At 72.7% G+C, this 20,405-nt stretch carries 23 protein-coding genes; 13 read left to right on the top strand and 10 right to left on the bottom strand.

Annotation, left to right across the window (positions count from 1 at the left end; all coding sequences use genetic code 11):
* Positions 1-50 precede the first annotated feature (50 nt).
* The 3 genes from AB0316_RS04125 to AB0316_RS04115 all read left to right on the top strand — a co-directional run bounded on the left by AB0316_RS04125 (position 51) and on the right by AB0316_RS04115 (position 2,165).
* Entirely contained in the window at positions 51-890 is an 840-nt protein-coding gene (locus AB0316_RS04125; protein WP_366270685.1) for an alpha/beta fold hydrolase, read from the top strand.
* Positions 891-974: 84 nt separating this feature from the next.
* Positions 975-1,694, top strand: coding sequence for a DsbA family oxidoreductase (locus AB0316_RS04120; RefSeq protein WP_366270684.1), 720 nt, complete (start codon positions 975-977; stop codon positions 1,692-1,694).
* Between the two features lie 39 nt (positions 1,695-1,733).
* Complete coding sequence (locus tag AB0316_RS04115; protein ID WP_366270682.1) at positions 1,734-2,165, top strand: MmcQ/YjbR family DNA-binding protein; 432 nt, start codon at positions 1,734-1,736, stop codon at positions 2,163-2,165.
* 84 nt (positions 2,166-2,249) lie between these two features.
* Here AB0316_RS04115 and AB0316_RS04110 read toward each other — a convergent pair whose 3' ends face one another.
* On the bottom strand, positions 2,250-3,095 hold the full coding sequence (locus AB0316_RS04110; RefSeq protein WP_366270681.1) for a phosphotransferase: 846 nt from the start codon (positions 3,093-3,095) through the stop codon (positions 2,250-2,252).
* A gap of 131 nt (positions 3,096-3,226) precedes the next feature.
* On the opposite strand from AB0316_RS04110, the gene AB0316_RS04105 reads away from it, so the two are divergent.
* Positions 3,227-3,418: a hypothetical protein gene (locus AB0316_RS04105; RefSeq protein ID WP_366270680.1), complete on the top strand. Its 192-nt coding sequence runs from the start codon at positions 3,227-3,229 to the stop codon at positions 3,416-3,418.
* A gap of 9 nt (positions 3,419-3,427) precedes the next feature.
* Positions 3,428-4,240, top strand: a complete 813-nt coding sequence (locus tag AB0316_RS04100) for a 2-phosphosulfolactate phosphatase (RefSeq protein ID WP_366270679.1) — start codon at positions 3,428-3,430, stop codon at positions 4,238-4,240.
* A 55-nt stretch (positions 4,241-4,295) separates the two neighbouring features.
* On the opposite strand, the gene AB0316_RS04095 is transcribed toward AB0316_RS04100, so the two are convergent.
* Positions 4,296-5,678: an FAD-dependent oxidoreductase gene (locus AB0316_RS04095; RefSeq protein ID WP_366270678.1), complete on the bottom strand. Its 1,383-nt coding sequence runs from the start codon at positions 5,676-5,678 to the stop codon at positions 4,296-4,298.
* A 149-nt stretch (positions 5,679-5,827) separates the two neighbouring features.
* Here AB0316_RS04095 and AB0316_RS04090 point away from each other — a divergent pair, with 149 nt between their 5' ends.
* The 5 genes from AB0316_RS04090 to AB0316_RS04070 all read left to right on the top strand — a co-directional run bounded on the left by AB0316_RS04090 (position 5,828) and on the right by AB0316_RS04070 (position 11,458).
* Positions 5,828-7,192, top strand: coding sequence for an aspartate aminotransferase family protein (locus tag AB0316_RS04090; RefSeq protein WP_366270677.1), 1,365 nt, complete (start codon positions 5,828-5,830; stop codon positions 7,190-7,192).
* 66 nt (positions 7,193-7,258) lie between these two features.
* Positions 7,259-8,242 (top strand): L-lactate dehydrogenase, encoded by a 984-nt coding sequence (locus tag AB0316_RS04085; RefSeq protein ID WP_366270675.1) that lies wholly within the window; start codon positions 7,259-7,261, stop codon positions 8,240-8,242.
* A 43-nt stretch (positions 8,243-8,285) separates the two neighbouring features.
* Positions 8,286-9,005 (top strand): TetR/AcrR family transcriptional regulator, encoded by a 720-nt coding sequence (locus AB0316_RS04080; RefSeq protein WP_366270674.1) that lies wholly within the window; start codon positions 8,286-8,288, stop codon positions 9,003-9,005.
* 50 nt (positions 9,006-9,055) lie between these two features.
* Positions 9,056-9,880: a thioesterase family protein gene (locus AB0316_RS04075; protein WP_366270672.1), complete on the top strand. Its 825-nt coding sequence runs from the start codon at positions 9,056-9,058 to the stop codon at positions 9,878-9,880.
* A 207-nt stretch (positions 9,881-10,087) separates the two neighbouring features.
* Entirely contained in the window at positions 10,088-11,458 is a 1,371-nt protein-coding gene (locus AB0316_RS04070) for a peptidoglycan-binding protein (RefSeq protein WP_366270671.1), read from the top strand.
* A 61-nt stretch (positions 11,459-11,519) separates the two neighbouring features.
* On the opposite strand, the gene AB0316_RS04065 is transcribed toward AB0316_RS04070, so the two are convergent.
* A complete protein-coding gene (locus AB0316_RS04065; protein WP_366270669.1) occupies positions 11,520-11,948 on the bottom strand; it encodes an OsmC family protein in 429 nt (142 codons plus the stop codon).
* Between the two features lie 31 nt (positions 11,949-11,979).
* Positions 11,980-12,993 (bottom strand): LLM class flavin-dependent oxidoreductase, encoded by a 1,014-nt coding sequence (locus AB0316_RS04060; protein ID WP_366270667.1) that lies wholly within the window; start codon positions 12,991-12,993, stop codon positions 11,980-11,982.
* A gap of 111 nt (positions 12,994-13,104) precedes the next feature.
* On the opposite strand from AB0316_RS04060, the gene AB0316_RS04055 reads away from it, so the two are divergent.
* Entirely contained in the window at positions 13,105-13,323 is a 219-nt protein-coding gene (locus AB0316_RS04055; protein WP_366270666.1) for a hypothetical protein, read from the top strand.
* 13 nt (positions 13,324-13,336) lie between these two features.
* Here the strand turns inward: AB0316_RS04055 and AB0316_RS04050 are convergent, their stop codons facing one another.
* Both AB0316_RS04050 and AB0316_RS04045 read right to left on the bottom strand, forming a co-directional pair.
* A complete protein-coding gene (locus tag AB0316_RS04050) occupies positions 13,337-13,789 on the bottom strand; it encodes a hypothetical protein (RefSeq protein ID WP_366270664.1) in 453 nt (150 codons plus the stop codon).
* A gap of 228 nt (positions 13,790-14,017) precedes the next feature.
* The gene (locus AB0316_RS04045; RefSeq protein ID WP_366270662.1) at positions 14,018-14,476 is read right to left on the bottom strand and encodes a hypothetical protein; all 459 of its coding nucleotides are present in this window, start codon (positions 14,474-14,476) and stop codon (positions 14,018-14,020) included.
* Positions 14,477-14,491: 15 nt separating this feature from the next.
* Here AB0316_RS04045 and AB0316_RS04040 point away from each other — a divergent pair, with 15 nt between their 5' ends.
* Both AB0316_RS04040 and AB0316_RS04035 read left to right on the top strand, forming a co-directional pair.
* Positions 14,492-14,773, top strand: a complete 282-nt coding sequence (locus AB0316_RS04040; RefSeq protein WP_366270661.1) for a hypothetical protein — start codon at positions 14,492-14,494, stop codon at positions 14,771-14,773.
* 137 nt (positions 14,774-14,910) lie between these two features.
* Positions 14,911-16,002, top strand: coding sequence for a PP2C family protein-serine/threonine phosphatase (locus AB0316_RS04035; protein WP_366270660.1), 1,092 nt, complete (start codon positions 14,911-14,913; stop codon positions 16,000-16,002).
* Positions 16,003-16,113: 111 nt separating this feature from the next.
* Here AB0316_RS04035 and AB0316_RS04030 read toward each other — a convergent pair whose 3' ends face one another.
* The 4 genes from AB0316_RS04030 to AB0316_RS04015 all read right to left on the bottom strand — a co-directional run bounded on the left by AB0316_RS04030 (position 16,114) and on the right by AB0316_RS04015 (position 20,404).
* The gene (locus AB0316_RS04030) at positions 16,114-17,328 is read right to left on the bottom strand and encodes a pyridoxal phosphate-dependent aminotransferase (RefSeq protein ID WP_366271291.1); all 1,215 of its coding nucleotides are present in this window, start codon (positions 17,326-17,328) and stop codon (positions 16,114-16,116) included.
* Positions 17,329-17,442: 114 nt separating this feature from the next.
* Positions 17,443-18,060 carry a hypothetical protein gene (locus tag AB0316_RS04025; protein WP_366270658.1) on the bottom strand — a complete coding sequence of 206 codons (618 nt, stop codon included), beginning with the start codon at positions 18,058-18,060 and terminating at the stop codon, positions 17,443-17,445.
* A 132-nt stretch (positions 18,061-18,192) separates the two neighbouring features.
* Positions 18,193-19,815, bottom strand: coding sequence for a polyprenol phosphomannose-dependent alpha 1,6 mannosyltransferase MptB (gene mptB / locus AB0316_RS04020; RefSeq protein ID WP_366270657.1), 1,623 nt, complete (start codon positions 19,813-19,815; stop codon positions 18,193-18,195).
* Positions 19,808-20,404: a histidine phosphatase family protein gene (locus tag AB0316_RS04015; RefSeq protein WP_366270656.1), complete on the bottom strand. Its 597-nt coding sequence runs from the start codon at positions 20,402-20,404 to the stop codon at positions 19,808-19,810. The genes mptB and AB0316_RS04015 overlap by 8 nt, the downstream gene beginning before the upstream one ends.
* Position 20,405 lies beyond the last annotated feature (1 nt).

Below are 20,405 nucleotides of genomic sequence, written 5' to 3'. Positions count from 1 at the left end.
CGCCCGGCCGCTCCGGGTTTCCCTGGCCGCGGCGGGGCAGGATGGAGCCCATGCGAGACCTGGACCAGCGGATCACGACCTTCAGCCGTGACGGGCTGCGCTTCGACGTCACGGACGGGGGGCCGGTCGACGGCGAGGTTGTCGTCCTGCTGCACGGCTTCCCGACGGACCGCACGAGCTGGGACCGCGTCGCGCCCCGGTTGCACGAAGCCGGCCTGCGCACCCTCGCCCCCGACCAGCGCGGCTACTCCCCCGGCGCCGTCCCGAGCGCCCAGGCGGCCTACCGCCTCGAGGAGCTCGTCGCCGACGTGCTCGGGCTCATCGACGCCTCCGGCCGCGAGCGGGTGCACGTCGTCGGCCACGACTGGGGCGGGGCCATCGCGTGGCTGGTCGCCGGCAACCACCCCGACCGCGTCGCGACCGTCACCGTCCTGTCGACACCGCACCCGGCCGCCATGTCGCGGGCCCTCACGGCGACGCTCGAGCAGAAGCGGAAGTCCTGGTACATGGCCGCCTTCCAGCTCCCCTGGCTGCCCGAGCACAGCTTCGCGGCGGGCTTCCACTCCCTGCTGACCCGTTCGGGCCTCCCGGCCGAGGACCAGAGCAGGTATGCCGCCCGGCTGGCTCGCGCCGACGCGCTCACCGGGCCGATCAACTGGTACCGGGCCGCGCGCAGCTCGCACGTCGGCGCCCGCCGGGTGGAGGTGCCCGCCACGTACGTCTGGGGCTCCCTCGACCCCTTCCTCGGCCGCACCGCCGCCGAGCTGACCCGCGAGCACGTTGGCTCCGACTACGAGTTCGTCGAGCTCGGCGCCGGGCACTGGCTGCCCGAGACCCGCGACGCGGAGTCAGCCGCAGCGATCCTGCGGCGGGTCGCCCGCGCCGGCTGACGGCATACGCCCCCCTCCCCGGAGCGTGACGGACGCCTCGCGCGATGCGGGGAACACGCGCGGGCACGGGTAGGTTGCACGACCGTGAAGATCGACATCTGGTCCGACATCGTCTGCCCGTTCTGCTACCTCGGCAAGCGGCGGCTCGAGACCGCGCTCGCGAGCTTCGAGCACGCCGACGAGGTCGAGGTGACGTGGCACAGCTTCGAGCTGGACCGCGGCGCCGAAGCGGTGTCGCCTCACTCGCTCGTCGAGCTCATTGCGACCAAGTACGGCACCAGCCGCGATCAAGCGGTCGCCCAGCACCGCTCGATGGCCGCCGCGGCCGCCGAGCTCGGGCTCGAGTTCAACTGGGAGCAGGCCCGTTACGGCAACACCTTCGACGCCCACCGAGTCGTGCACCTCGCCGCGGAGCACGGGCTGGCGGACGCCGCCCATGAGCGGCTGATGCGAGCCTACTTCACCGACGGGCTCGCGGTCGGTGACCGGGACGTGCTCGTGCAGCTCGCCACCGAGATCGGTCTCGACGGCGAGCAGGTGCGCGAGATGCTCGACTCCGACGACTACGGCAACCACGTGCGCAGCGACGAGGCCACGGCCAAGATGCTCGGGATCGAGTCGGTGCCCTTCTTCGTCTTCGACCGCAAGTACGGCGTGTCCGGGGCCCAGCCGCCCGAGGTCTTCACCCAGGCGCTCGAGACCGCCTGGGAGCACCGCCACGAGGTGCCCGAGCCCGTCGCCGCCGGCGGGGGCTGTGGCGGCGGCTGCGGCGCCGGTGGCTGCGGGGGCGCCTGCGGGGCCTGATCCCACCGCAGCGGGGGCGCTCTCGCCTACCGTGGACCGGTGGCGCACCCGACGATGTTCGACGGCTCCGACCCCTACCTGGAGCGGGTCCGGTCCATCTGCCTCGCCTTGCCCGGCGCCGCGGAGAAGGTCTCCCACGGACGACCGAACTTCTTCACCCGCAAGGTCTTCGCGATCTACGGCGGTGTCGTCAAGGGTGACCACGACCCCGAGCCCTACCGCCAGGCGCTGATCGTGCTGCCGGACGAGGTGGACCGGCCGGCGCTGCTCGAGGACGACCGGTTCGTGGTCCCCGGCTACTACGGCCCCTACGGCTGGCTCATGCTCGACCTGCGCAACCCCAAGGGCGTGGAGGGTGTCGACTGGGCCGAGGTGGCCGAGCTCGTCGACACCTCCTACCGCCGCACGGCACCCGCGCGGCTCGTCGCGGCCCTCGACGACTCGCCGGGGACGGCGACCGGCGCGCCCTGACCCCGAGCTCCCCAGAAACCCCGTTCGCCAGCGAACGTCCCTTGTCGGTTACCGCCCTCGAGGAGCGCGCCTACAAAGGCAGCATCACAGCACCGATCGCAGCACAGCGACCTCGGGAAATGTCTCGGGCGACCCGTAGCCGTGCTCGACCAGCCAGCGGACATTACTCAGACATCGCATCGACCACCACGCCCGGATGAGATCCATGTCGACGTCCTTGCCGTAACCGGCGACGAGGTCGCTGAGGTGTTCCGGATGTCCGAGGGTGAGGGTGGCCAGGTCGAACAGCGCGTCGCCCTGGCCGCCTTCGGACCAGTCGAGGACGCCGGTCACGTCGTCACCGGCGACGAAGATGTGGTCGACTTGGAGGTCGCCGTGAATGAAAACCGGGGTCCACGGCCTCAGCGCCGTCTCGGCGAGTCGGCGGTTGCGCGCCACCACGCTCGCGGGAAGGACGTGATGGGCGACGAGCCACTCGCATTCGTCGGCGAGGCCCGATGCAATCTCCGTCAGGTTCCGGCTGGGCCACGTCGGCAGCGGTGCGTCGTGCAGCGCCCGAACGGCGGCACCTGCCGCAGCCCACGCGGCTGGGGATGCGGTGGATGGCTCACCGAGGTGGCCGAGCCTCGTCCCCGGGAGGGCGGCCAGCGCGAGGACGGGCGGTTTGCGCCAGAGGATCTGCGGGGTCGGGACCGGGGCCATGGCCATCGCCGCGACCTCGACGTCGGTGCGGTCTCGGTCGGGGTCGATCTTCAGGAACACATCTCCAACGCGCAGGGTCGCGCGCTGTTGGTGGGCGACGACGACCTCCACCTCTTCCACGCCGCCATTCTCGCTCGACAGCCAGGCACAACGTGCGGCGAGAGCGATCGTCCGACCGTGCGCCTGGTGGCCAGCACCGAGCCCTGGGAGCGGCCGCAGCTTGAACATCAGGATGCCGACCAGGCGCTTGGGTGAGGCCGGCGTGTGCCATTTCTGCGTTGAGGAACAGAGCCAGTTGGGCGCGCCGAAGGGCGGCCGGACGCGTAACGTACGCCTCGCCGAGTCGACGAAAGGCGCACATGGGACAGCAGACCCACCCGGACGACCTCGGGTCTCGGCGTGCCAAGGTGCTGACTCTCGTCGCATCCGCCCTCCTGCTCGTCGCCGGGTTCGTGATGCTGCACTTCGCCGACCACGTCCGCCTGACGCAGCCCACGCCCCTCCCGACGTCGGTGTCGACGAGCGCCACGCCCACGACGGCGAATCCGTAGGCTCGGGCCGTGCAGCCGTGGCACTCGCAGGACCGTCACGTCGTCCGTCTCGAGTGGGGAGCCGACGCCGCCGAAGCGCTGACGACGTATGCCGTCGCGGCCGGCTCGCGCGTGTGCGCGGTCGTCGTCGACGTGCTGAGCTTCACCACCTGCGTGTCGGTCGCCGTCGACGCGGGCACCCGCGTGCACCCCTACCGCTGGAAGGACGAGTCCGCCCAGGCGTATGCCGCGTCGCTCGGCGCGACGTTGGCCGGGCCGCGGTCGGCGACGCGGGACGGGGGCGGCGTCAGCCTCTCGCCGGCATCGATCCGGGCGGCCGGCCGCCTCGAGAGCCTCGTGCTGCCGTCACCGAACGGGTCGACGACGAGCGCCGTGCTGGCCGGGGCGGGTGCCGACGTCGTGGCGGCGTCGCTGCGCAACCGCGCCGCCGTGGCCCGGTGGCTCGTGCGCTGGCTGGAGTCGACGCCCCGAGGCGGCGCCGCACCGGCGATCGTCGTCGTCCCGGCCGGTGAGCGCTGGCCCGACGGTTCCCTGCGTCCCGCGGTCGAGGACCTCTGGGGTGCCGGGGCGGTCGTGGCCGCGCTCGCCGCGGCGCTGGAGCACCGCGGCGGCCCGCTCCTGCTGAGCCCGGAGGCCGAGGCCGCCGGCGCCGCCTGGTCGGCGGTCGAGGTGCGTGTGGCCGAGTCGCTGCGCGAGTGCGCCAGCGGGCGCGAGCTGGTCGAGCAGGGGTGGGTGAGCGACGTGGAGATCGCCGCCGAGGTCGACGGGTCGGACGTGGTGCCGCTGCTGACCGACGGCGCCTTCACCGCGGTCCCGGCCTGACGGCATACGCCCTCGTCGCCGACCGGCCGGGCTGCCGGCCGGGCTGGCGGCCGGGCTACTGGCCGAGCACCGACCAGAAGGCCGAGGCGGCCCGTGAGGGGTGACCCGTGCGACGCTCCGACCAGTCGGCCGACGTCATCAGGGCGGTGACGGCGTTGACGCCCAGCCAGCGCAGCGGCTCGGGCTCCCAGCTGCGCGAGGTGCGGCCGGCCCACGGCAGCGAGGCGAGGTCGTGCGGGTCGTCGTCGCGGATCATGGCCGCCAGGGTGCGACCCGCCAGGGCCGACGTCGCGACCCCGTCGCCGACATAGCCACCCGCGAAGGCGAGGCCCGTGTGCCGGTCGTGCCGCACCGAGGGGAACCAGTCGCGGGGCACGCCGAGGTTGCCGCCCCACGCGTGCGTGAACGCGACCCCGTCCAGCACGGGGAAGAGCTCGACGAGAATGCGACGCAGGGTGGCGTGCACGCGCTCGTCGCGGTCGTAGCGCGGGGAGACCTTGGACGCATAGTGATAGGGAGCGCCCCTGCCCCCGAAGGCAATCCGTCCGTCGCGGGTGCGCTGGCCGTAGATCGTCAGGTGCCGGTTGTCGGCGAAGGTCGTGCGGTTCTCGAGGCCGATCTCGGCCCACGTCTCCTCGGGCAGCGGCTCGGTCGCCGTCATCAGCGAGTAGACCGGAGCGATGGCCCGGCGACGCCCGGAGACCGTCGGCGTGTAGCCCTCGGTGGCCAGGACGACGTGCTCGGCGCGGATCGTCCCGGAGGCCGTGACGACGCGACGGCTGCGCACGTCGACGGCGGTGGTCTGCTCGTAGATGCGCACGCCGCGCCGCTCGACGGCGTCGGCGAGGCCGCGGACGAGGCGCGCCGGGTGGATCGCGGCGCAGTGCGGCGTGAACGAGCCGCCGAGCGCTTTGCTGACCCCCGCGACCGCGGTGACCTCGTGCGCGTCTAGGAGGCGGTGGTCCTCCTCGCCGAAGCCCCAGCTGCGATGGTCGGCGACCTCGGCCCGGACCCGTTCGAGCTGCGCCGGGTTGCGCGCGACCGCGAGGTAGCCACCCTGGTCGAAGTGGCAGTCGATGCCCTCCGCGGTCGCGAGCCGGCCCACGTCGGCGACCGTCTCGTTGAGGACCCGCTGCATCCGGACCGCGGCGTCGCGCCCGCGCTCGGCGGCCATCCGCTTGAGCGAGGCCGGGAAGAGGGCGGAGCACCAGCCGCCGTTGCGCCCGGAGGCGCCGAAGCCGGCGACCTCCTTGTCGACCACGGCGACGCGGATCGAGGGGTCGGCACAGACGAGGTGGTAGGCCGTCCACAGCCCGGTGTAACCGGCCCCGACCACGGCGACGTCGACCTCGACGTCACCGTCCAGGCCGGGGCGCGGGGCGATGTCGCCGATCGTGTCGTGCCAGAGGCTGAGGCCGCGGTAACCGCTGGAGGGCATGGCCGGGATCATGCCATCTCCGCCTGTCCTGGACGAGCGGAGATCGTGCCATTTCACTGGAACCACCTTCCACGGTCTTCGGAATCAGTGGTCAAACAGACTTCAGACAACCACTTCCGCTGTCGCGCGGCTCAGGGCATGATCTGGGCATGAGTACCGTCGACCGCACCCGCCTGGCCGAGCTGCACGCCCGCGAGCGGGCCGCCTTCACGGCCGCCCGGCCCAGGTCCCGCGACTTGGCACAGCAGGCCGCCGCCCACATGCCTGGCGGCGTGCCGATGAGCTGGATGGTCAAGTGGCCGGGCGACTTCCCCGTCTTCGTCGAGCACGCCGAGGGCGCGCACTTCACGTGCGTCGACGGCATCGACCACGTCGACCTGTGCCTCGGCGACACCGGGGCGATGATGGGCCACTCCCCCACCCCGACCGTCGAGGCGGTGACGCGCCAGCTCTCGCGCGGCATCACCACCATGTTGCCCACCGAGGACGCCATCGCCGTGTCGACCGGCTTGGCCGAGCGATTCGGCCTGCCCTACTGGCAGTTCACCCTGACGGCCACCGACGCCAACCGTCATGCGATCCGCTACGCCCGCCACCTGACCGGCCGCAGCAAGGTCGTCGTGCACAACTGGTGCTATCACGGCTCTGTCGACGAGGCCTTCGCGACGCTGGGCGCGGACGGCTCGACCGTCAACCGGCGCAGCAACATCGGCGCACCCGTGGACACCTCCGAGACGACGCGCGTCGTGGAGTTCAACGACCTCGACGCCCTCGAGCAGGCCCTCGCGCACGGCGACGTCGCGGCGGTCCTCGTCGAGCCGGCCCTGACCAACATCGGCATCGTGCTGCCCGACCCCGGCTACAACGAAGGCGTGCGCGAGCTCGCCACCCGCTACGGGGCACTGCTGATCAACGACGAGACGCACACGATCTGCGCCGGTCCGGGCGGCTACACCGCCGCCCACGGTCTCGAGCCGGACATGCTCGTCATCGGCAAGTCGATCGGTGGCGGCATCCCGTGTGGCACCTTCGGCTTCAGCCAGGACATCGCCGACCGCATCGCCCGCTCGGTCGAGCTCGAGGACATCGACGTGGGCGGCATCGGCGGCACGCTCGCCGGCAACGGCCTGTCGATGGCCGCGATGAAGGCCACCCTGGAGCAGGTCATGACGGCCGAGGCCTTCGAGCACATGGTGCCGCTCGCCGACGCATGGGCCGACGGCGTCCAGGCCGGCATCGACGCGGTCGGTGCCGACTGGCACGTCACCCGGCTCGGGGCCCGGGCCGAGTACAACTTCTCCGGCCGCCCCTCGCACGACGGCCAGGAGGCGCACGACGCCGACGACTTCGAGCTGCAGCAGTACCTCCACCTCTACGCGCTCAACCGCGGCATCCTGCTCACCCCGTTCCACAACATGGCGCTGATGAGCCCGGCGACGACGGCCGCCGACGTCGAGGCCCACACCACGATGTTCAAGGAGTGCCTGGGCGAGCTCTTCGCCGCGCCGGCGTGAGGCGCCGCGGCATGGGCCCCCGCTAGCGTGGGGCCCACCCGCCGCCGAGACGAGGAGCACCGCACCATGACCGTCGAGGCACTCGCCGACGACACGCGCCGGCGCCGTCGCACCAAGCTGGGGATCGTGGGCGCGGGAGCCGTCGGCGCCACGCTGGCGTATGCCGCATTGATGCGCGGCGTTGCCCAGTCCGTCGCGCTGTTCGACGTCAACGCCGCCAAGGTGCGCGCCGAGGCGCTCGACCTGAGCCACGGCATCCAGTTCGTGCCGATGGCCCACGTCGAGGGTTCCGACGACGTCGACGTGCTCGCCGACTCCGACGTCGTCGTCTTCACCGCGGGCGCCAAGCAGAAGCCGGGACAGTCGCGGCTCGACCTCGCCGGGTCGACGATCGGCATCGTGCGCGCCCTCCTGCCGCGCCTCGTGGAGGTCGCGCCCGAGGCCGTGCACGTCATGGTCACCAACCCGGTCGACGTCGTGACGTATGCGGCGCTGCAGGTCTCAGGTCTGCCACCCGAGCGGCTGTTCGGCTCCGGCACGGTGCTCGACTCGTCCCGGCTGCGCTTCCTGCTGGCCGAGCACACCGGGGTCGCGGCGCAGAGCGTGCACGCGTACGTCGTCGGCGAGCACGGCGACTCCGAGCTGCCGCTGTGGTCCTCGGCCACGATCGGCTCGGTGCCGCTGCTGCAGTGGCGCGCCGCCGACGGCCATGGCGCGCTCGACGAGCCGGCCCGCGACCGCATCGCGACGGACGTCGTGCAGTCGGCCTACCGGGTGATCGAGGGCAAGGGTGCGACCAACTACGCCATCGGCCTGGCCGCCACCCGCATCGTCGAGGCGGTGCTCTACGACGAGCGGCGGGTCCTGCCGGTCTCATCGCTGCTCCAGGGCTACCACGGCATCCGCGACGTCTGCCTGTCCGTGCCTGCGATCGTCCACGCCGGCGGCGTCGGCGACCGCATCCCGGTGCCGATGACCGCTGTGGAGCTCGCCGGCCTGCGGGCCTCCGCCGAGGCCGTGCGCGAGACGGCCCGACGGTTCGGCTTCTGAGGGCGCCCCTGGCGTCGGCGCCACGGCGGAGCATGATGGGGCTGTGAGCCCGTCCGCTGCCAGCCGGCCCGACACCGCGTCGGACAACGCGTCGGCGGCTGCCTCGCCCCTGGCCCGGGACACCTACCACCACGGCGACCTGCGACGCGCCCTGCTCGAGGCGGGCCTCGACCTCGCCCGTGAGGGTGGCCCCGACAAGGTCGTCCTGCGCGAGGCCACGCGACGCGTCGGCGTCTCGGCCAATGCGGCCTACCGGCACTTCACCGACCGTGACGCCCTGCTCGGCGAGGTCGTGTCTCGCGCGCAGGCCCGCGCCGCCGACGTCATCAGCGCGGCGATGGACGCCGTCGCCGACGACCTCGACCCCGCCGCCCGGGCACGGGCGCGCTTCCGTGCGGTCGGCGTCGGCTACCTGCGCTTCGCCATGGACGAGCCGGGCCTGTTCCGCACCGCCTTCGCCGTCCCCGTCGACCTCAGCAGGTCCGCGTCGGAGGACGCGGCCGGACAGAGCGGGCGCACGCCCTTCCAGCTGCTCTCGGACTCGCTCGACGCGATGCTCGAGACGGGCGTCCTCTCGGAGCGGCAGCGCCCGGGCGCGGAGCTGCTCGCTTGGTCGGCGGTGCACGGCCTCGCGATGCTGGCCCTGGAGGGTCCGCTGCGCGACCTGCCGCCCGGCGCCGTCGACGAGCTCGCCCCTCGCCTGGTCCGCATGGTCGACCTCGGGCTCGAGCTGTCGGAGGACTCGGGCCCGCAGGAGGGGTGAGCGGCCCTCCCCGGTCGGGAGCCCGACCGGGCGGCTCCTAGGGTGGGCGCGTGACCAGCGACACCGGCAACAGCACCATCTTCGGACTCGACCGCGACACCGCGGCCTTCTACCGCCGGCTCGGCCCCGGTCGCTACGCACCGACCGTGCACGTGCAGGGGGCCTGGCGCGACGACGAGCAGCACATGGCGCCGGTCAGCGGCATCCTCGCCCACGAGATCGACCTCCACGAGCCACGCGAGGGCATGCAGCCGGCCCGCTTCAGCTTCGACATCCTCGGCATGATCCCCGCCCGCGAGAGCCGCGTGGAGGTCCGCACCACCAGGCCCGGGCGCACGATCGAGCTCGTCGAGGCGACCATGCTCGTCGACGACCGCGCCGTCGTGCGCGCCCATGCCTGGCGCCTCGCGGCCCACGACTCGCGGGCCGTGGCCGGCGTGGAGCTGCCGCCGATCCCCGGTCCCGACGAGATGGAGCCGTGGAGCGGGGCCGACACCTGGGAGGGCGGCTACATCGAGGGCCTGGAGTTCCGCGTCGACCCGGAGCGGCGACCGGGGCGCACACGCGCCTGGATCCGAGCCCGCAACCCGCTCCTCGACGGCCAGCACTGCTCTCCGACAGCCGATCTCGTGCGGCTCGTCGACACCGCCAACGGGATCGCCGTGCGGGTGTCCCCGAGGGAGTGGATGTTCCCCAACGTCGACCTGACCGTCCACCTCTTCCGGGAGCCCGTACGCGGCTGGGTCGGCTTCGACACGTCCGTGACGATGGGCCCGAGCGGCCTCGGAATCACCTCGACCACCCTGCACGACGAGCAGGGGCCGGTGGGGCGCGCGGAGCAGATCCTGACCGTGCGGCAGCTGCCCAGCCGCTGAGCTGCCCACCTCGAGCAGAGGCACCTCACTCCCCTCGACGATCCCGTCGACGATCCCCCGAAAACTTTCCTGCCGCCCCGCGCATCACAGGTAGTGGTTGGGCGCGCCGGACAGGGCTCGCGCTGCCACACTGAAGCGCGCGCTCGCGCGATCCACCGCCGCCGTCGTGCGGCCGGACCCAGGGGAAGCACCATGAGGACGATCCGCATGGACAGCAAGGCAGTCGGTGGCGTCACGGTCGGGCTCGTGCTCGTCGCGCTCACCGCGATGGCGCCGGCCGCACACGCCGACGACCAGACGGGCACACCGACACCGTCCACCACCACGACGACGGCAACCGCGTCGGCGCCCACCTCGACAAAGTCGACGACCACGGCATCGGCCTCGGGCACGGCGCCGACCTCGACCGCACCGTCTCCCACCTCGAGCAGTACCTCGAGCAGTCCTTCGAGTACGGCGCCCACGCCCACGCCCACGCAGACCGTCCCGGCCAGCCCCGTCGTCCTGCGCATGGGAAACACCGGCTGGGCCGTCAAGGACCTGCAGGCCCGGCTCGCGGTGCTGGGCCGCCCGTCGGGCACGGTCGACGGTGTCTTCGATGCCGGGGTGGCCACTGCCCTCGCCCGCTTCCTGTCCGCAAACCGGCTGCCCGGCAACGGCACCGAGCTGACGGCTGCTGCCCGCACCCTGCTCGTCAAGCAGACGGCGACCCCGGTCGTCATCGCCGCCGGCAGCCGGGGCACGAAGGTCACCGACCTGCAGTCACGGCTCGCGGCCCTCAAGCCGCCGTTGTGGACCCATGCCGTCGACGGCGCCTACGGGACGGGTCTCGGCCAGCAGGTGCTCGCCTTCCAGCGCAGTCAGGCGCTCCCGCAGTCGGGTGTCGTCGACTCCCGCACGTGGTCGCGGCTCGTCGCCCGCACCGCGACCCCGGTCGTGATCACGCGCACCTCGCCGGCGGCCAACATCAAGGAGCTGCAGCGCCGCCTCTCGGCCAAGGGGCTCTGGCCGTATGCGGCCAACGGCGGCTACGGCTGGGGGCTGGCCCAGCAGGTGCTCGCCTTCCAGCGTGCGTACCACCTCCCGCAGTCGGGCGTGGTGGACTCCCGCACGTGGGCGCGGCTGCGGGCCGTGACCTACACGCCCGGCACCTTCGACAAGCACCGCTACTACGCCGGACTGCGCCCCCTCATGCCGTCGGCCGCGTCGCTCGACAAGCGGTGCCGCGTCGGCCGGGTCATGTGCGTCGACAAGCCCACCCGCACCCTGACGTGGGTCGTGAACGGCAAGCCGCTGATGGTGATGTGGGCACGCTTCGGTGGACCCGGTCGTGAGACGCGCGAGGGCACGTTCCGGGTGTCGCGCAAGTACGAGTACGTCATCTCGAACCTGTACTTCACGCCGATGCCCTACTCGATGTTCTTCTCCGGCGGGCAGGCCGTGCACTACTCGTCCAACTTCGCCCGGCTCGGCTACGCCAGCAGCAGCCACGGCTGCGTCAACATCGCCGACCGCGCCCAGGTCAAGTCACTCTTCTTCAAGGTGCGGGTCGGCGACAAGGTCGTCGTGCGTCACTGAGCCAGGACGCGCGGATGCCGTCCGCCGCGGACCGCGGCGGACGGCATACGTGCTCGGGGCGTCACTCGATGGTGGTCGTGACCTTCTGGCCCAGCTCGACGGTGCGGCTGACCGTGCACCACTCGTCGTGCGAGCGCTGGACGAGCTTGGGCAGCATCTCGCGGGCGGCATCGCCGCCCTCGCCGTCGGGGAAGCGCACGCGGAAGCGCACCTCGATGTCCTGCAGGTGGTTGCCGTGCTCGTCGCGCACCTTGTCGGCGGTCACCTCGACCTCGAACTGCTCGGGCTCGGCCCGGCGGGTCGTCACCGTGTCGACGTCGACAGCCGTGCAGCCGGCGATCCCGGCGAGCAGCAGCTCGACCGGGGAGAGCTCGTCGGTGCCGGAGCTCGTGGTGATGGAGCCGCCGCGGTCGTTGCGGACCGTGTAGCGGCCGACGCTGTCGCGGGTCAGGGTGACGCGGCGCAGGTCGTGGGGGTCTCTCTCGCTCATGTGGTGCAGCCTCTCAGAGGTGACGGGAGGGTCAGAGCCAGGCGTCCGCGAGCAGCTCGTAGGTGCGCAGCCGGTCGGCGGTGTCGTACGCGCCGCAGGTGACGATGACCTCGTCGACGCCGGTCGCCTCGACGAAGCCGGCGAGTCCCTCGCGCACCGTGTCGGGCGTACCGACGAGCGACACCCGGGTCATGTCGGCGACCGCCTGCCGCTCGGCCGGGCTCCACGTCGAGAGGAGGCTGTCGATGTCACCCTCGGGCTTCGTCACGCCACCACGACGGCCGGTCACGATGCTGTGGAAGCGGGCGAGGACGCTGGTGTAGAGGCGCTCCGCCTCGGCCTGGGTGTCGGCGACCATGACGTTCATCCCGGCCATGGTGCGTGGAGCGTCGAGACCGCCGGGCTCGGTGGACGGCGTGAAGCGCGAGCGGTAGACCTCGAGCGCGCTCATCAGGGCGGCGGGGGCGAAGTGCGAGGCGAACGAGTACGGCAGGCCGAGGGCGGCGGCGACCTGGGCGCCGCCGTGGCTCGAGCCGAGGATCCAGATCGGCACGTGCGTGCCCTCGCCCGGGATCGCGCGCACCTTGGCGTCGGGTTCGGGGTCCCCGAGGTAGCCGATGAGCTCCTCGACCTCACCGGCGAAGTTCATCGCGGCGGCCTCGTTGCGGCGCAGCGCCCGTGTCGTGAACGGGTCGGTGCCGGGGGCCCGGCCGAGGCCGAGGTCGATGCGGCCGGGGTGCATCGTGGCGAGAGTGCCGAACTGCTCGGCGACGACGTAGGGCGCGTGGTTCGGGAGCATGATGCCGCCGGCACCGACCCGGATCGACTCGGTGTGGTCGGCGACGTGGCCGATGAGCACCGCGGTCGAGCTGGACGCGACGCCGCGCATGTTGTGGTGCTCGGCCATCCAGTAGCGCTGGTAGCCCCACTTCTCCGCGTGGCGGGCGACCTCGACGGTCGAGGCGATCGCCTCTCCGGCGGTGCCGCCGTCGAGGACGGGCACGAGGTCGAGGATGTTCAGCTGGGCTTTCGGGGCAGGACTCACGTGGGTGCCAACGGGCGCGACGGACCTGGCTATTCCGACGTGCGGACACGTTCGTCCCGAGGTGTGACCCGCGCGGGGCTGCTCCAGGGTTTCGGACTATCGTCGGCCGACATGGGCAAAGCACCCACGTACACCTGCACCCGCTGCAACACCACCGGAACGCACCGAGGCGACTGGAACGGCATCTTCCGGGACGGACTGCTCGTCGAGGTCTGCTGCCCGGGCTGCCAGACCCTCGAGGAGAACGCCGAGGCCGTGGTCAAGGAGGCGACGCTCGAGTACCGGCGCGGCCGGTTCGGCGAGTGGACGACCCGCCCGAAGGTCAGCTAGACGCAGGGTCGGCTCAGCCCGACCACGCGCGCACGACGGCGGGGCCGAGGAGCCACAGCAGCACGAAGGCCAGGCCACCGCACACGCGGCGCCCGGCGACTCCGGCCGAGGTCACGCCCGGCGGCGGACCCGAGAGCAGCAGGAGAAGCGGGACGACCGCGACGGCGGCGGGCGACAGCAGCCCCCACGTCCAGGCGGCCCGAGTGGCCCACCACGGCTCGGGCCCGTAGGCCACGAGCACGAGAGCGGCAGCCCACGCCAGGAGGAGCCCAGCGGCGTACCAGCCGGGGAAGCGCCATCCACCGATCCCTGTGTCCGCGATCCCACGGTCGACCCGGGTGACCGTGACCGACTGGTTGACCGTACGCAGCAGCACCTCGACACTGCCGACGACCTGCTCGCTGCCCGGGTGAGCACCCTGCGCCCGGCCGGATGCCGCACTGACCTGCACGACGGAGGCGTACACGGACAGCATCCACCCGGCCCGCGTCGAGAGCGGCCTCGAGGTCGCTCAGCGTCGAGGGCCAGTCGGCGACGAGCACGCCGACTCCCAAGAGCGCGAGGACCCCGGCGAGAAGTCCGAAGCGCAGCCTTCGCCAGCGGGAGGGAGCGACGACCGGAGCCTGCGCCGTCGTGACCCCTGTCGTCATGCGCACACCCTAGGCCGGTGGCGCCGCTGGGACGCCTCGACGCGTCAGGGCAGCTTCAGCTGCGAGACCTGCTTATCGTAGTCGGGACAGAACGCCTGCACGCCCGCGGCCATGAGCTGCTTGGTCCGCAGCCCGTCGCCGGTGTTGGGCAGCGGCCGGTCGTCGCCGTCGACGGCGATCTGGCCGAGGCTCACGCCGCCGTTCTTCAAGGCCCAGCAGGTGGTCGTCCCGGTCTCGATGTCGTCATCCACCGAGGACCCGGTGACCTTGGCCCCGAGCTTCTCGGCCGCGAGGACGAACCTCGCCTCCTCCGCCGAGATGGTCGGACGTGCGCTCGCCACGTCGGACGGCAGGTCGGACAGCGTGGGGTCGGCGCTGCTGCAGGCGCCGAGCGTGGTGAGCGCCAGGGCGACAAGGAGGCCGGCGCCCCCGGCGAGCGCTGGCCGCGAAGCCCGGCGGACGGCATACGGCCGCGTCGCGAGGGTCGGATTCGTCGGGTTCATCGTTAGGCTGAACGCGTGAGCGAGCCCGATCGTCCCCACGACGCGACGCTGCCGCGGCTGGCCACCGAGGCGCCGCTGGCGCGCGGTGCGGTCGTCGCCTCGCTGTCGGCGGTGGTCTTCGGGTTCGTCTTCCTACCGCAGCTGCTCGGGCTCGCGCTCGCCGGGCTCAGCCTCGCCCGCCGCGAGCGCGCCGGTCGGGCGCCCGCGCTGCTCGCGATCGGCATCAGTCTGGTCCTCACTGTCGTCTGGGGCATCGTGCTCGCGCTGCTGCTCAAGTGGTGGGCCACCTCCCGCTGAGCTCGGACCGGGGCGCCCGGTTTCCCGGATCCACGTCGATTCTGTACGCCGCGGGGTAAGAATGCGACGTCGGATACGCGGGCCTGGGCCCTGGTGTGAAGGGCTGGGGCCGAGGGGTGCATCGTCGCGCGATCTTCATGGCTGCAGAGCGTGAGCGCTCTGCCGGCTGGCGATCGGCCTGGGCCATCGGCTGGGTCAGCGTCGCACTGCTGGCCCTCACTCTGGCGTCCGACGTGCTCATCAGCCCGCGAGTTGCCGTCCTGACCGCCCTTCTCGGGCTGGCACCGCTGCTGGCGGCGTCCGCTCTGACGCCGCGCTCGACCGCGTGGATCGCCGTGGCGGCGGTCGTGCTCGCGGCCGCGTCAGGGCTCTGGAACACCTTCGGCGTCCAGTACGCGGTGCACGTCGTCGACGTCGCGCTCGTCGGCGCGTTGTCCGTGTTGGTGGCTGCGGTGAGGGCACGCCGCGAGGCCGATCTGCGCGACTCGCGCCACATCGCCGGGGCCGCGCAGGAGGCGCTGCTTCCCGTGCTGCCCGAGCAAGTGGGAGCCGTCGGGATCGCGACCCGCTACCACTCGGCCACGCGCACCGCGCAGGTCGGGGGCGACTTCTTCGACTTCGTCGCGGACGGTGGACGGCTCCGCCTCATCCTGGGTGATGTCAGCGGCAAGGGTGTCGGCGCGGTCACCGAGGCGGCGCGCGTGATCCGCGCCTTCCGCCAGTACGGGGCGAGCGAAGACGACCTGGTCGCCGTGGCACGCCGCGTCCATGAGTACGTCACGAACTTCTGGGACGCGGAGCGGTACGCCACGGCGCTCTTCGTCGAGATCACCGGAACCGAGGGCGTGGCGGTCGTCGCGGCCGGTCATCCGGCCCCACTGCACGTGTCGGCCACGGGCGTCCGGGAGCTCGCCGTTCGCCACTGCCTGCCCTTGGGGCTCGGGCCGGCGGACCGGGTGACGCTGCATGGGTGGGAGCCCGGCGACCGGCTCCTGGCCTACACCGACGGACTCATCGAGGCCCGCAACGCGTCGGGCGCCTTCCTGCCCCGTGGCTCCATCGAGGCAGCTCTGCGCCACGAGGACCCGAACGCCTGCCTGGACGAGCTCCTGAACCGAGTGCAGGCACACGCCGGACGGTTCAGTGACGACCTCGCGCTGCTCCTGCTGACGAACGCCGCAAGCACCTCCGGCGCCCAGCTCCCGGACACCTCGGGCGCCGCGCTGTAACAGGCCGGTGCACCGCCACCGCGCGACGTCCGGCAGGTCCCGAGCGCCGAGGGCGGCTCCCGCTTGCGCTCCTGACGCCTCGCACCACCTACGCGTCCATGGGTCCGGTGCCTACTGCGAGTACGTCGAGAGGAACTTCTCGAGGCGGCCGACGGCGTCCTCGAGGTCCTCGACCCGCGGGAGGAAGACGAGCCGGAAGTGGTCCGGCGTCGCCCAGTTGAAGCCGGTGCCGTGCACCACGAGCAGCTTCTGCTCGCGCAGCAGGTCGAAGGCGAAGCGCTCGTCGTCGCGGATGTCGTGGACCTTGGGGTCGAGACGCGGGAAGAGGTAGAGCGCCCCCTCGGGCCTGGTCACCGACACCCCGGGGATCGCGTTGAGCATCTCCCAGGCGACGTTGCGCTGCTCGAGCAGCCGGCCCCCGGGCAGGATCAGCTCGTTGATCGACTGGTAGCCGCCGAGGGCCACCTGGATCGCGTGCTGCGCCGGCACGTTGGCGCACAGGCGCATGTTGGCGAGGATGTCGAGGCCCTCGAGGTAGCTGCGGGCGTGCTCCTTGGGGCCGGTGATGACGAGCCAGCCGGAGCGGAAGCCGGCGACCCGGTACGCCTTGGAGAGCCCGTTGAACGTCAGGCACAGCAGGTCGGGCGCGAGCGAGGCGATCGACGTGTGCGACGCGCCGTCGTAGAGGATCTTGTCGTAGATCTCGTCGGACATGACGATCAGCTCGTGCTCCCGGGCGAGCTGGGCGATCTCCTCGAGGACCTCCCGCGGGTAGACGGCGCCGGTCGGGTTGTTCGGGTTGATGACGACGATGGCGCGGGTGCGGTCGGTGATCTTGCTGCGGATGTCGCCCAAGTCGGGCGCCCAGCCGGCCTGCTCGTCACAGACGTAGTGCACGGCGGTGCCGCCGGCCAGGCTCGCGGCCGCGGTCCACAGCGGGTAGTCGGGGGCCGGGATCAGCACCTCGTCGCCGTTGTCGAGCAGCCCCTGCATCGCCATGACGATGAGCTCGCTGACGCCGTTGCCGAGGTAGATGTCCTCGACGCCGAGCGGCGGGAAGTCGCGCACCTCGTAGTGCTGCTTGACGGCGCGCCGGGCCGAGAGGATGCCCTTGCTGTCGCTGTAGCCCTGCGCGGTCGGCAGCTCCTGGATGACGTCGACGAGGATGTCCTCGGGAGCCTCGAACCCGAACGGGGCCGGGTTGCCGATGTTGAGCTTGAGGATGCGGTGCCCCTCGTCCTCGAGCCGCTTGGCCTCGGCGAGCACGGGACCCCGGATCTCGTAGCAGACGTTCTGCAGCTTCTGGCTCTGGGTGACCGCGCGCATGCCGCCCAGCGTCCCACCCACGTATGCCGTGGGCAGAGCCATTCCCACGATGTGGCCCGTGTCGTGGGTCTCGTCCCACCCACCGAGCAGCCTCGGTGCCACCAGGGGACAGGGTCAGCGCAGCAGGCAGCCGAAGGAGCTGGCGGGGCTGTGCGCCGTCAGCGACTCGACCAGCGCGTTCTCGCTCGGTGCCTCGACGTCGATCGTCAGGGTGTGGTCCCCGACGGTGCGCACCAGGTGGGCGAGGGCCGGCGACCCCGAGGTCTGGCGCGTCCACCCGTTGCCGGTGAGGAAGCCGACCAGCTCGGCGGCCTGCGGCCCGGTGGACTGCGGGTACGTCCGCGTGACGACCCCGTCGCCCGCCTCCCGGCACGGCGGCATCTCGCCGTGGCCCTGTGGCGTCAGGGTGCGGTCCATGACCTCGACCTGCCGGACGAGCTCGGAGTACGCCGCCTCGTCGTCGGCGTGCACACGCGAGGACCAGGCGAACAGACCGAAACCGGCGAGCGCCAGCACGACGAGGGCGAAGACCGCGCCGGCCACCGTCGGACGCCGGTGGGAGGCGCGAGTCGGGGCCGCGTCCGAGCCTGCGCTCGATTGGACGTCCGGGTCTCCGGCAGGGGCGCCGCCGGGCCGGCGCGCGGGCGGGGCGGACGGCATACGGTCCCGGGCGGCCCGTGACGACGGCTCCTGGCCGTCGGGGGGCTCGTCGACGAAGCCGGAGTCGCTCACCGGGTCAGTGTGGGACACCCTCCGCCGCCGCCGCGAGCGACACCGGCAACTGTCTCCGATCCGTGACCAGAGGTGCGCCGTGGCACCAGAGGTGCGGCGGGGACGCACGGGTGCGCGATGCATGGTGCACCTCTACGCCGACCGCGCAACCCTGCGCTCGGCGGCGCGCACGAGGGGACGCTCGAGGTCGAGCAGGTGCCGCCAGTCGACGCGGCGCGCAGTGCACCACCCCCGCCGCAGCAGCAGCACGAGCGCGACGAGGGCGACCGGCACCCCGACCGCGGTCGTGGTGAGCCCGAGGCTGTAGCCCTCCGGGAGCGTCGCGAAGCACACCACCGAGGCCACCACGGCGAGGGGCCGCTCGAGCCGGCCCTGCCACAGCCGCCCCAGCGACACGGCGAAGAGCGGCAGCACCCACAGGTAGTACCAGCCGAGGAAGACGGGGGCGAGCACCACCACGGCGAGCAGGGCCCACGCGATGCCGCGCACCGGCCGCAGCCGCGCCTCCTCGGCTGCCACGTCGTCGTCCAGTCCCGCGTCGGGCAGGTCGGCCGGCTTGGCCGCCGCAAGCCACACGAGGAGGAGGAGCACCGCGAGCACGACGAGGGCGACGGCCCGCGCGGTGGCGATGCCCTGCTCGCGCCAGGCGTCGTGTCCGAGGACGTGCCCGACCGCGCCGACGGCGATGCCGATCGCGGTGGGCAGCGAGGTCCACTGCTCGTTCTTGCCGGGCGTCCCGGTCGGGTTGAGCCACGAGAACCCCAGGCCGGTCACCAGCCCACCGAGCGCCATCGGCACGCCGGCGCACACGGCGGTCAGCACGCCGGTCCGCAGCACCGCAGCCCAGCGGACGTATGCCGGCCCGCCCGTGTCGCCTTCGCGCGCGGTCCGGGCGTGGCGAGCCCAGAGCAGCGCCACGAAGGGCAGGGCGATGACGGCGGTGACCTTCACCATGGCCGCTACCGCGATGAGCACGCAGGCGGGCACGAACCGGCCTCGCAGCGCCAGGGCCAGTCCCGCGAGGACCACTCCGACCATGACGGCGTCGTTGTGCGCTCCGCCGACGAAGTGCGCCCCGACGAGCGGCACGGCGACGCCCAGCCAGGTCGCCCGCACCGGGGACCAGCCCAGGCGTCCCGCGACGTCGGGCACCGCCCACGCCAGGACGACGACGCCGACGACGGCGAGCAGCCGCAGCAGCAGGAGCGCCACCCACAGCTCCCCCGAGACCGAGGCGATGCCGCGGGCGAGCAGCAGCCACACCGGTCCGTACGGCGTGGCGCTGTCGAGCCAGGTCGGTGCGGTCGCGGCGCGCCACGGGGAGTCGAGCTCGCGGACCACGTGGTCGTAGGGGCTGAGGCCCTGGTCCCAGAGCAGGCCCTGCGCGGCATACGAGTAGACGTCGCGGCTGTAGAGCGGCAGCGCCACGACGAGCGGGGCGAACCACAACGCGACCGTGCGCCACCACCACGGCACCGAGACGTCCGCGTCGCGCAGCCTCCACCAGGCGAGCACGAGCAGGGCCATCGCGACCACCGAGGCGGTGGCGAGCAGCGGCGAGCCGCCGCTGGGCGACCACCAGGCGAGGCCCGGCCAGAGCACGTGCCGGTTGGGTCGCGGGAGCGCCCCGGCGCCCCAGGAGGCAGCCGCGAGCGCCACCCCGCCGGCGCAGCCCACCCAGCGCCACGTGCCGGGGCCGGTGGGCCGGCGCCGAGCCGCGGCTTCTGCGCCGGTCGCGTCGGCGGGCTCAGCCATGGGTGACCGGCTCGTCCCCCCACGCGAGCAGGCGCCACCCCTCCTCGGGGTCGCCCTCCATCGTCACGACGTGCGTGTTGTCGAGACGGCGGGTGTCGAACCACTCCGGCGGCAGGCCGAGCGCGACCGAGCACCACACCCGCATGGCTGCACCGTGGCTGACGGCGACCGCGGACTCGTGCCCGTCGGAAGCGATCCGGGCGATCGCCTCCTCGTAGCGCAGCAGGAAGCCGGCGCCGGTGTCGCCGCCGGGGATGGCGTGGGTGGGGTCGTCGCGCCAGCGGGCGACCGCGTCGATGTAGGGCTGCCAGTCGGTGGACATCTCGTAGTCGCCGGCCTGGATCTCGCGCAGACCCGGGAGCACCACCATCTCGAGGCCCAGCAGCTGCGCCAGCGGCCGCGCGGTCTGCTGCGTGCGCACCAGGTCGGAGGTGTAGATGGCGCCGAGGTCCTCGCCGCCGAGACGCTCGGCGAGCGCTTGCGCCTGGGCCTGCCCCTCGTCGGTCAGGTCGAGCCCGGGCACCGCCGTGTCGAGCTGGCGCGCGACGTTGGCGTGGGTCTGCCCGTGGCGCACGAGGAAGAGCCGCACG

The organism is Terrabacter sp. NPDC080008 (assembly GCF_040702505.1).
Taxonomy (GTDB): domain Bacteria; phylum Actinomycetota; class Actinomycetes; order Actinomycetales; family Dermatophilaceae; genus Terrabacter.
Note: the sequence above shows the minus strand (reverse complement) of the source record. Positions and strands in the feature narration are given on the sequence as shown.

Excerpts from the sequence above, each read along its gene's own strand:
- AB0316_RS04125 (WP_366270685.1), top strand. The coding sequence starts at position 51 with ATGCGAGACCTGGACCAGCGGATCACGACCTTCAGCCGTGACGGGCTG.
- AB0316_RS04110 (WP_366270681.1), bottom strand. The coding sequence starts at position 3,095 with ATGTTCAAGCTGCGGCCGCTCCCAGGGCTCGGTGCTGGCCACCAGGCG.
- AB0316_RS04105 (WP_366270680.1), top strand. The coding sequence starts at position 3,227 with ATGGGACAGCAGACCCACCCGGACGACCTCGGGTCTCGGCGTGCCAAG.
- AB0316_RS04095 (WP_366270678.1), bottom strand. The coding sequence starts at position 5,678 with ATGCCCTCCAGCGGTTACCGCGGCCTCAGCCTCTGGCACGACACGATC.
- AB0316_RS04090 (WP_366270677.1), top strand. The coding sequence starts at position 5,828 with ATGAGTACCGTCGACCGCACCCGCCTGGCCGAGCTGCACGCCCGCGAG.
- AB0316_RS04085 (WP_366270675.1), top strand. The coding sequence starts at position 7,259 with ATGACCGTCGAGGCACTCGCCGACGACACGCGCCGGCGCCGTCGCACC.
- AB0316_RS04070 (WP_366270671.1), top strand. The coding sequence starts at position 10,088 with ATGGACAGCAAGGCAGTCGGTGGCGTCACGGTCGGGCTCGTGCTCGTC.
- AB0316_RS04065 (WP_366270669.1), bottom strand. The coding sequence starts at position 11,948 with ATGAGCGAGAGAGACCCCCACGACCTGCGCCGCGTCACCCTGACCCGC.
- AB0316_RS04055 (WP_366270666.1), top strand. The coding sequence starts at position 13,105 with ATGGGCAAAGCACCCACGTACACCTGCACCCGCTGCAACACCACCGGA.
- AB0316_RS04045 (WP_366270662.1), bottom strand. The coding sequence starts at position 14,476 with ATGAACCCGACGAATCCGACCCTCGCGACGCGGCCGTATGCCGTCCGC.
- AB0316_RS04035 (WP_366270660.1), top strand. The coding sequence starts at position 14,911 with ATGGCTGCAGAGCGTGAGCGCTCTGCCGGCTGGCGATCGGCCTGGGCC.
- AB0316_RS04030 (WP_366271291.1), bottom strand. The coding sequence starts at position 17,328 with ATGCGCGCGGTCACCCAGAGCCAGAAGCTGCAGAACGTCTGCTACGAG.
- mptB (WP_366270657.1), bottom strand. The coding sequence starts at position 19,815 with ATGGCTGAGCCCGCCGACGCGACCGGCGCAGAAGCCGCGGCTCGGCGC.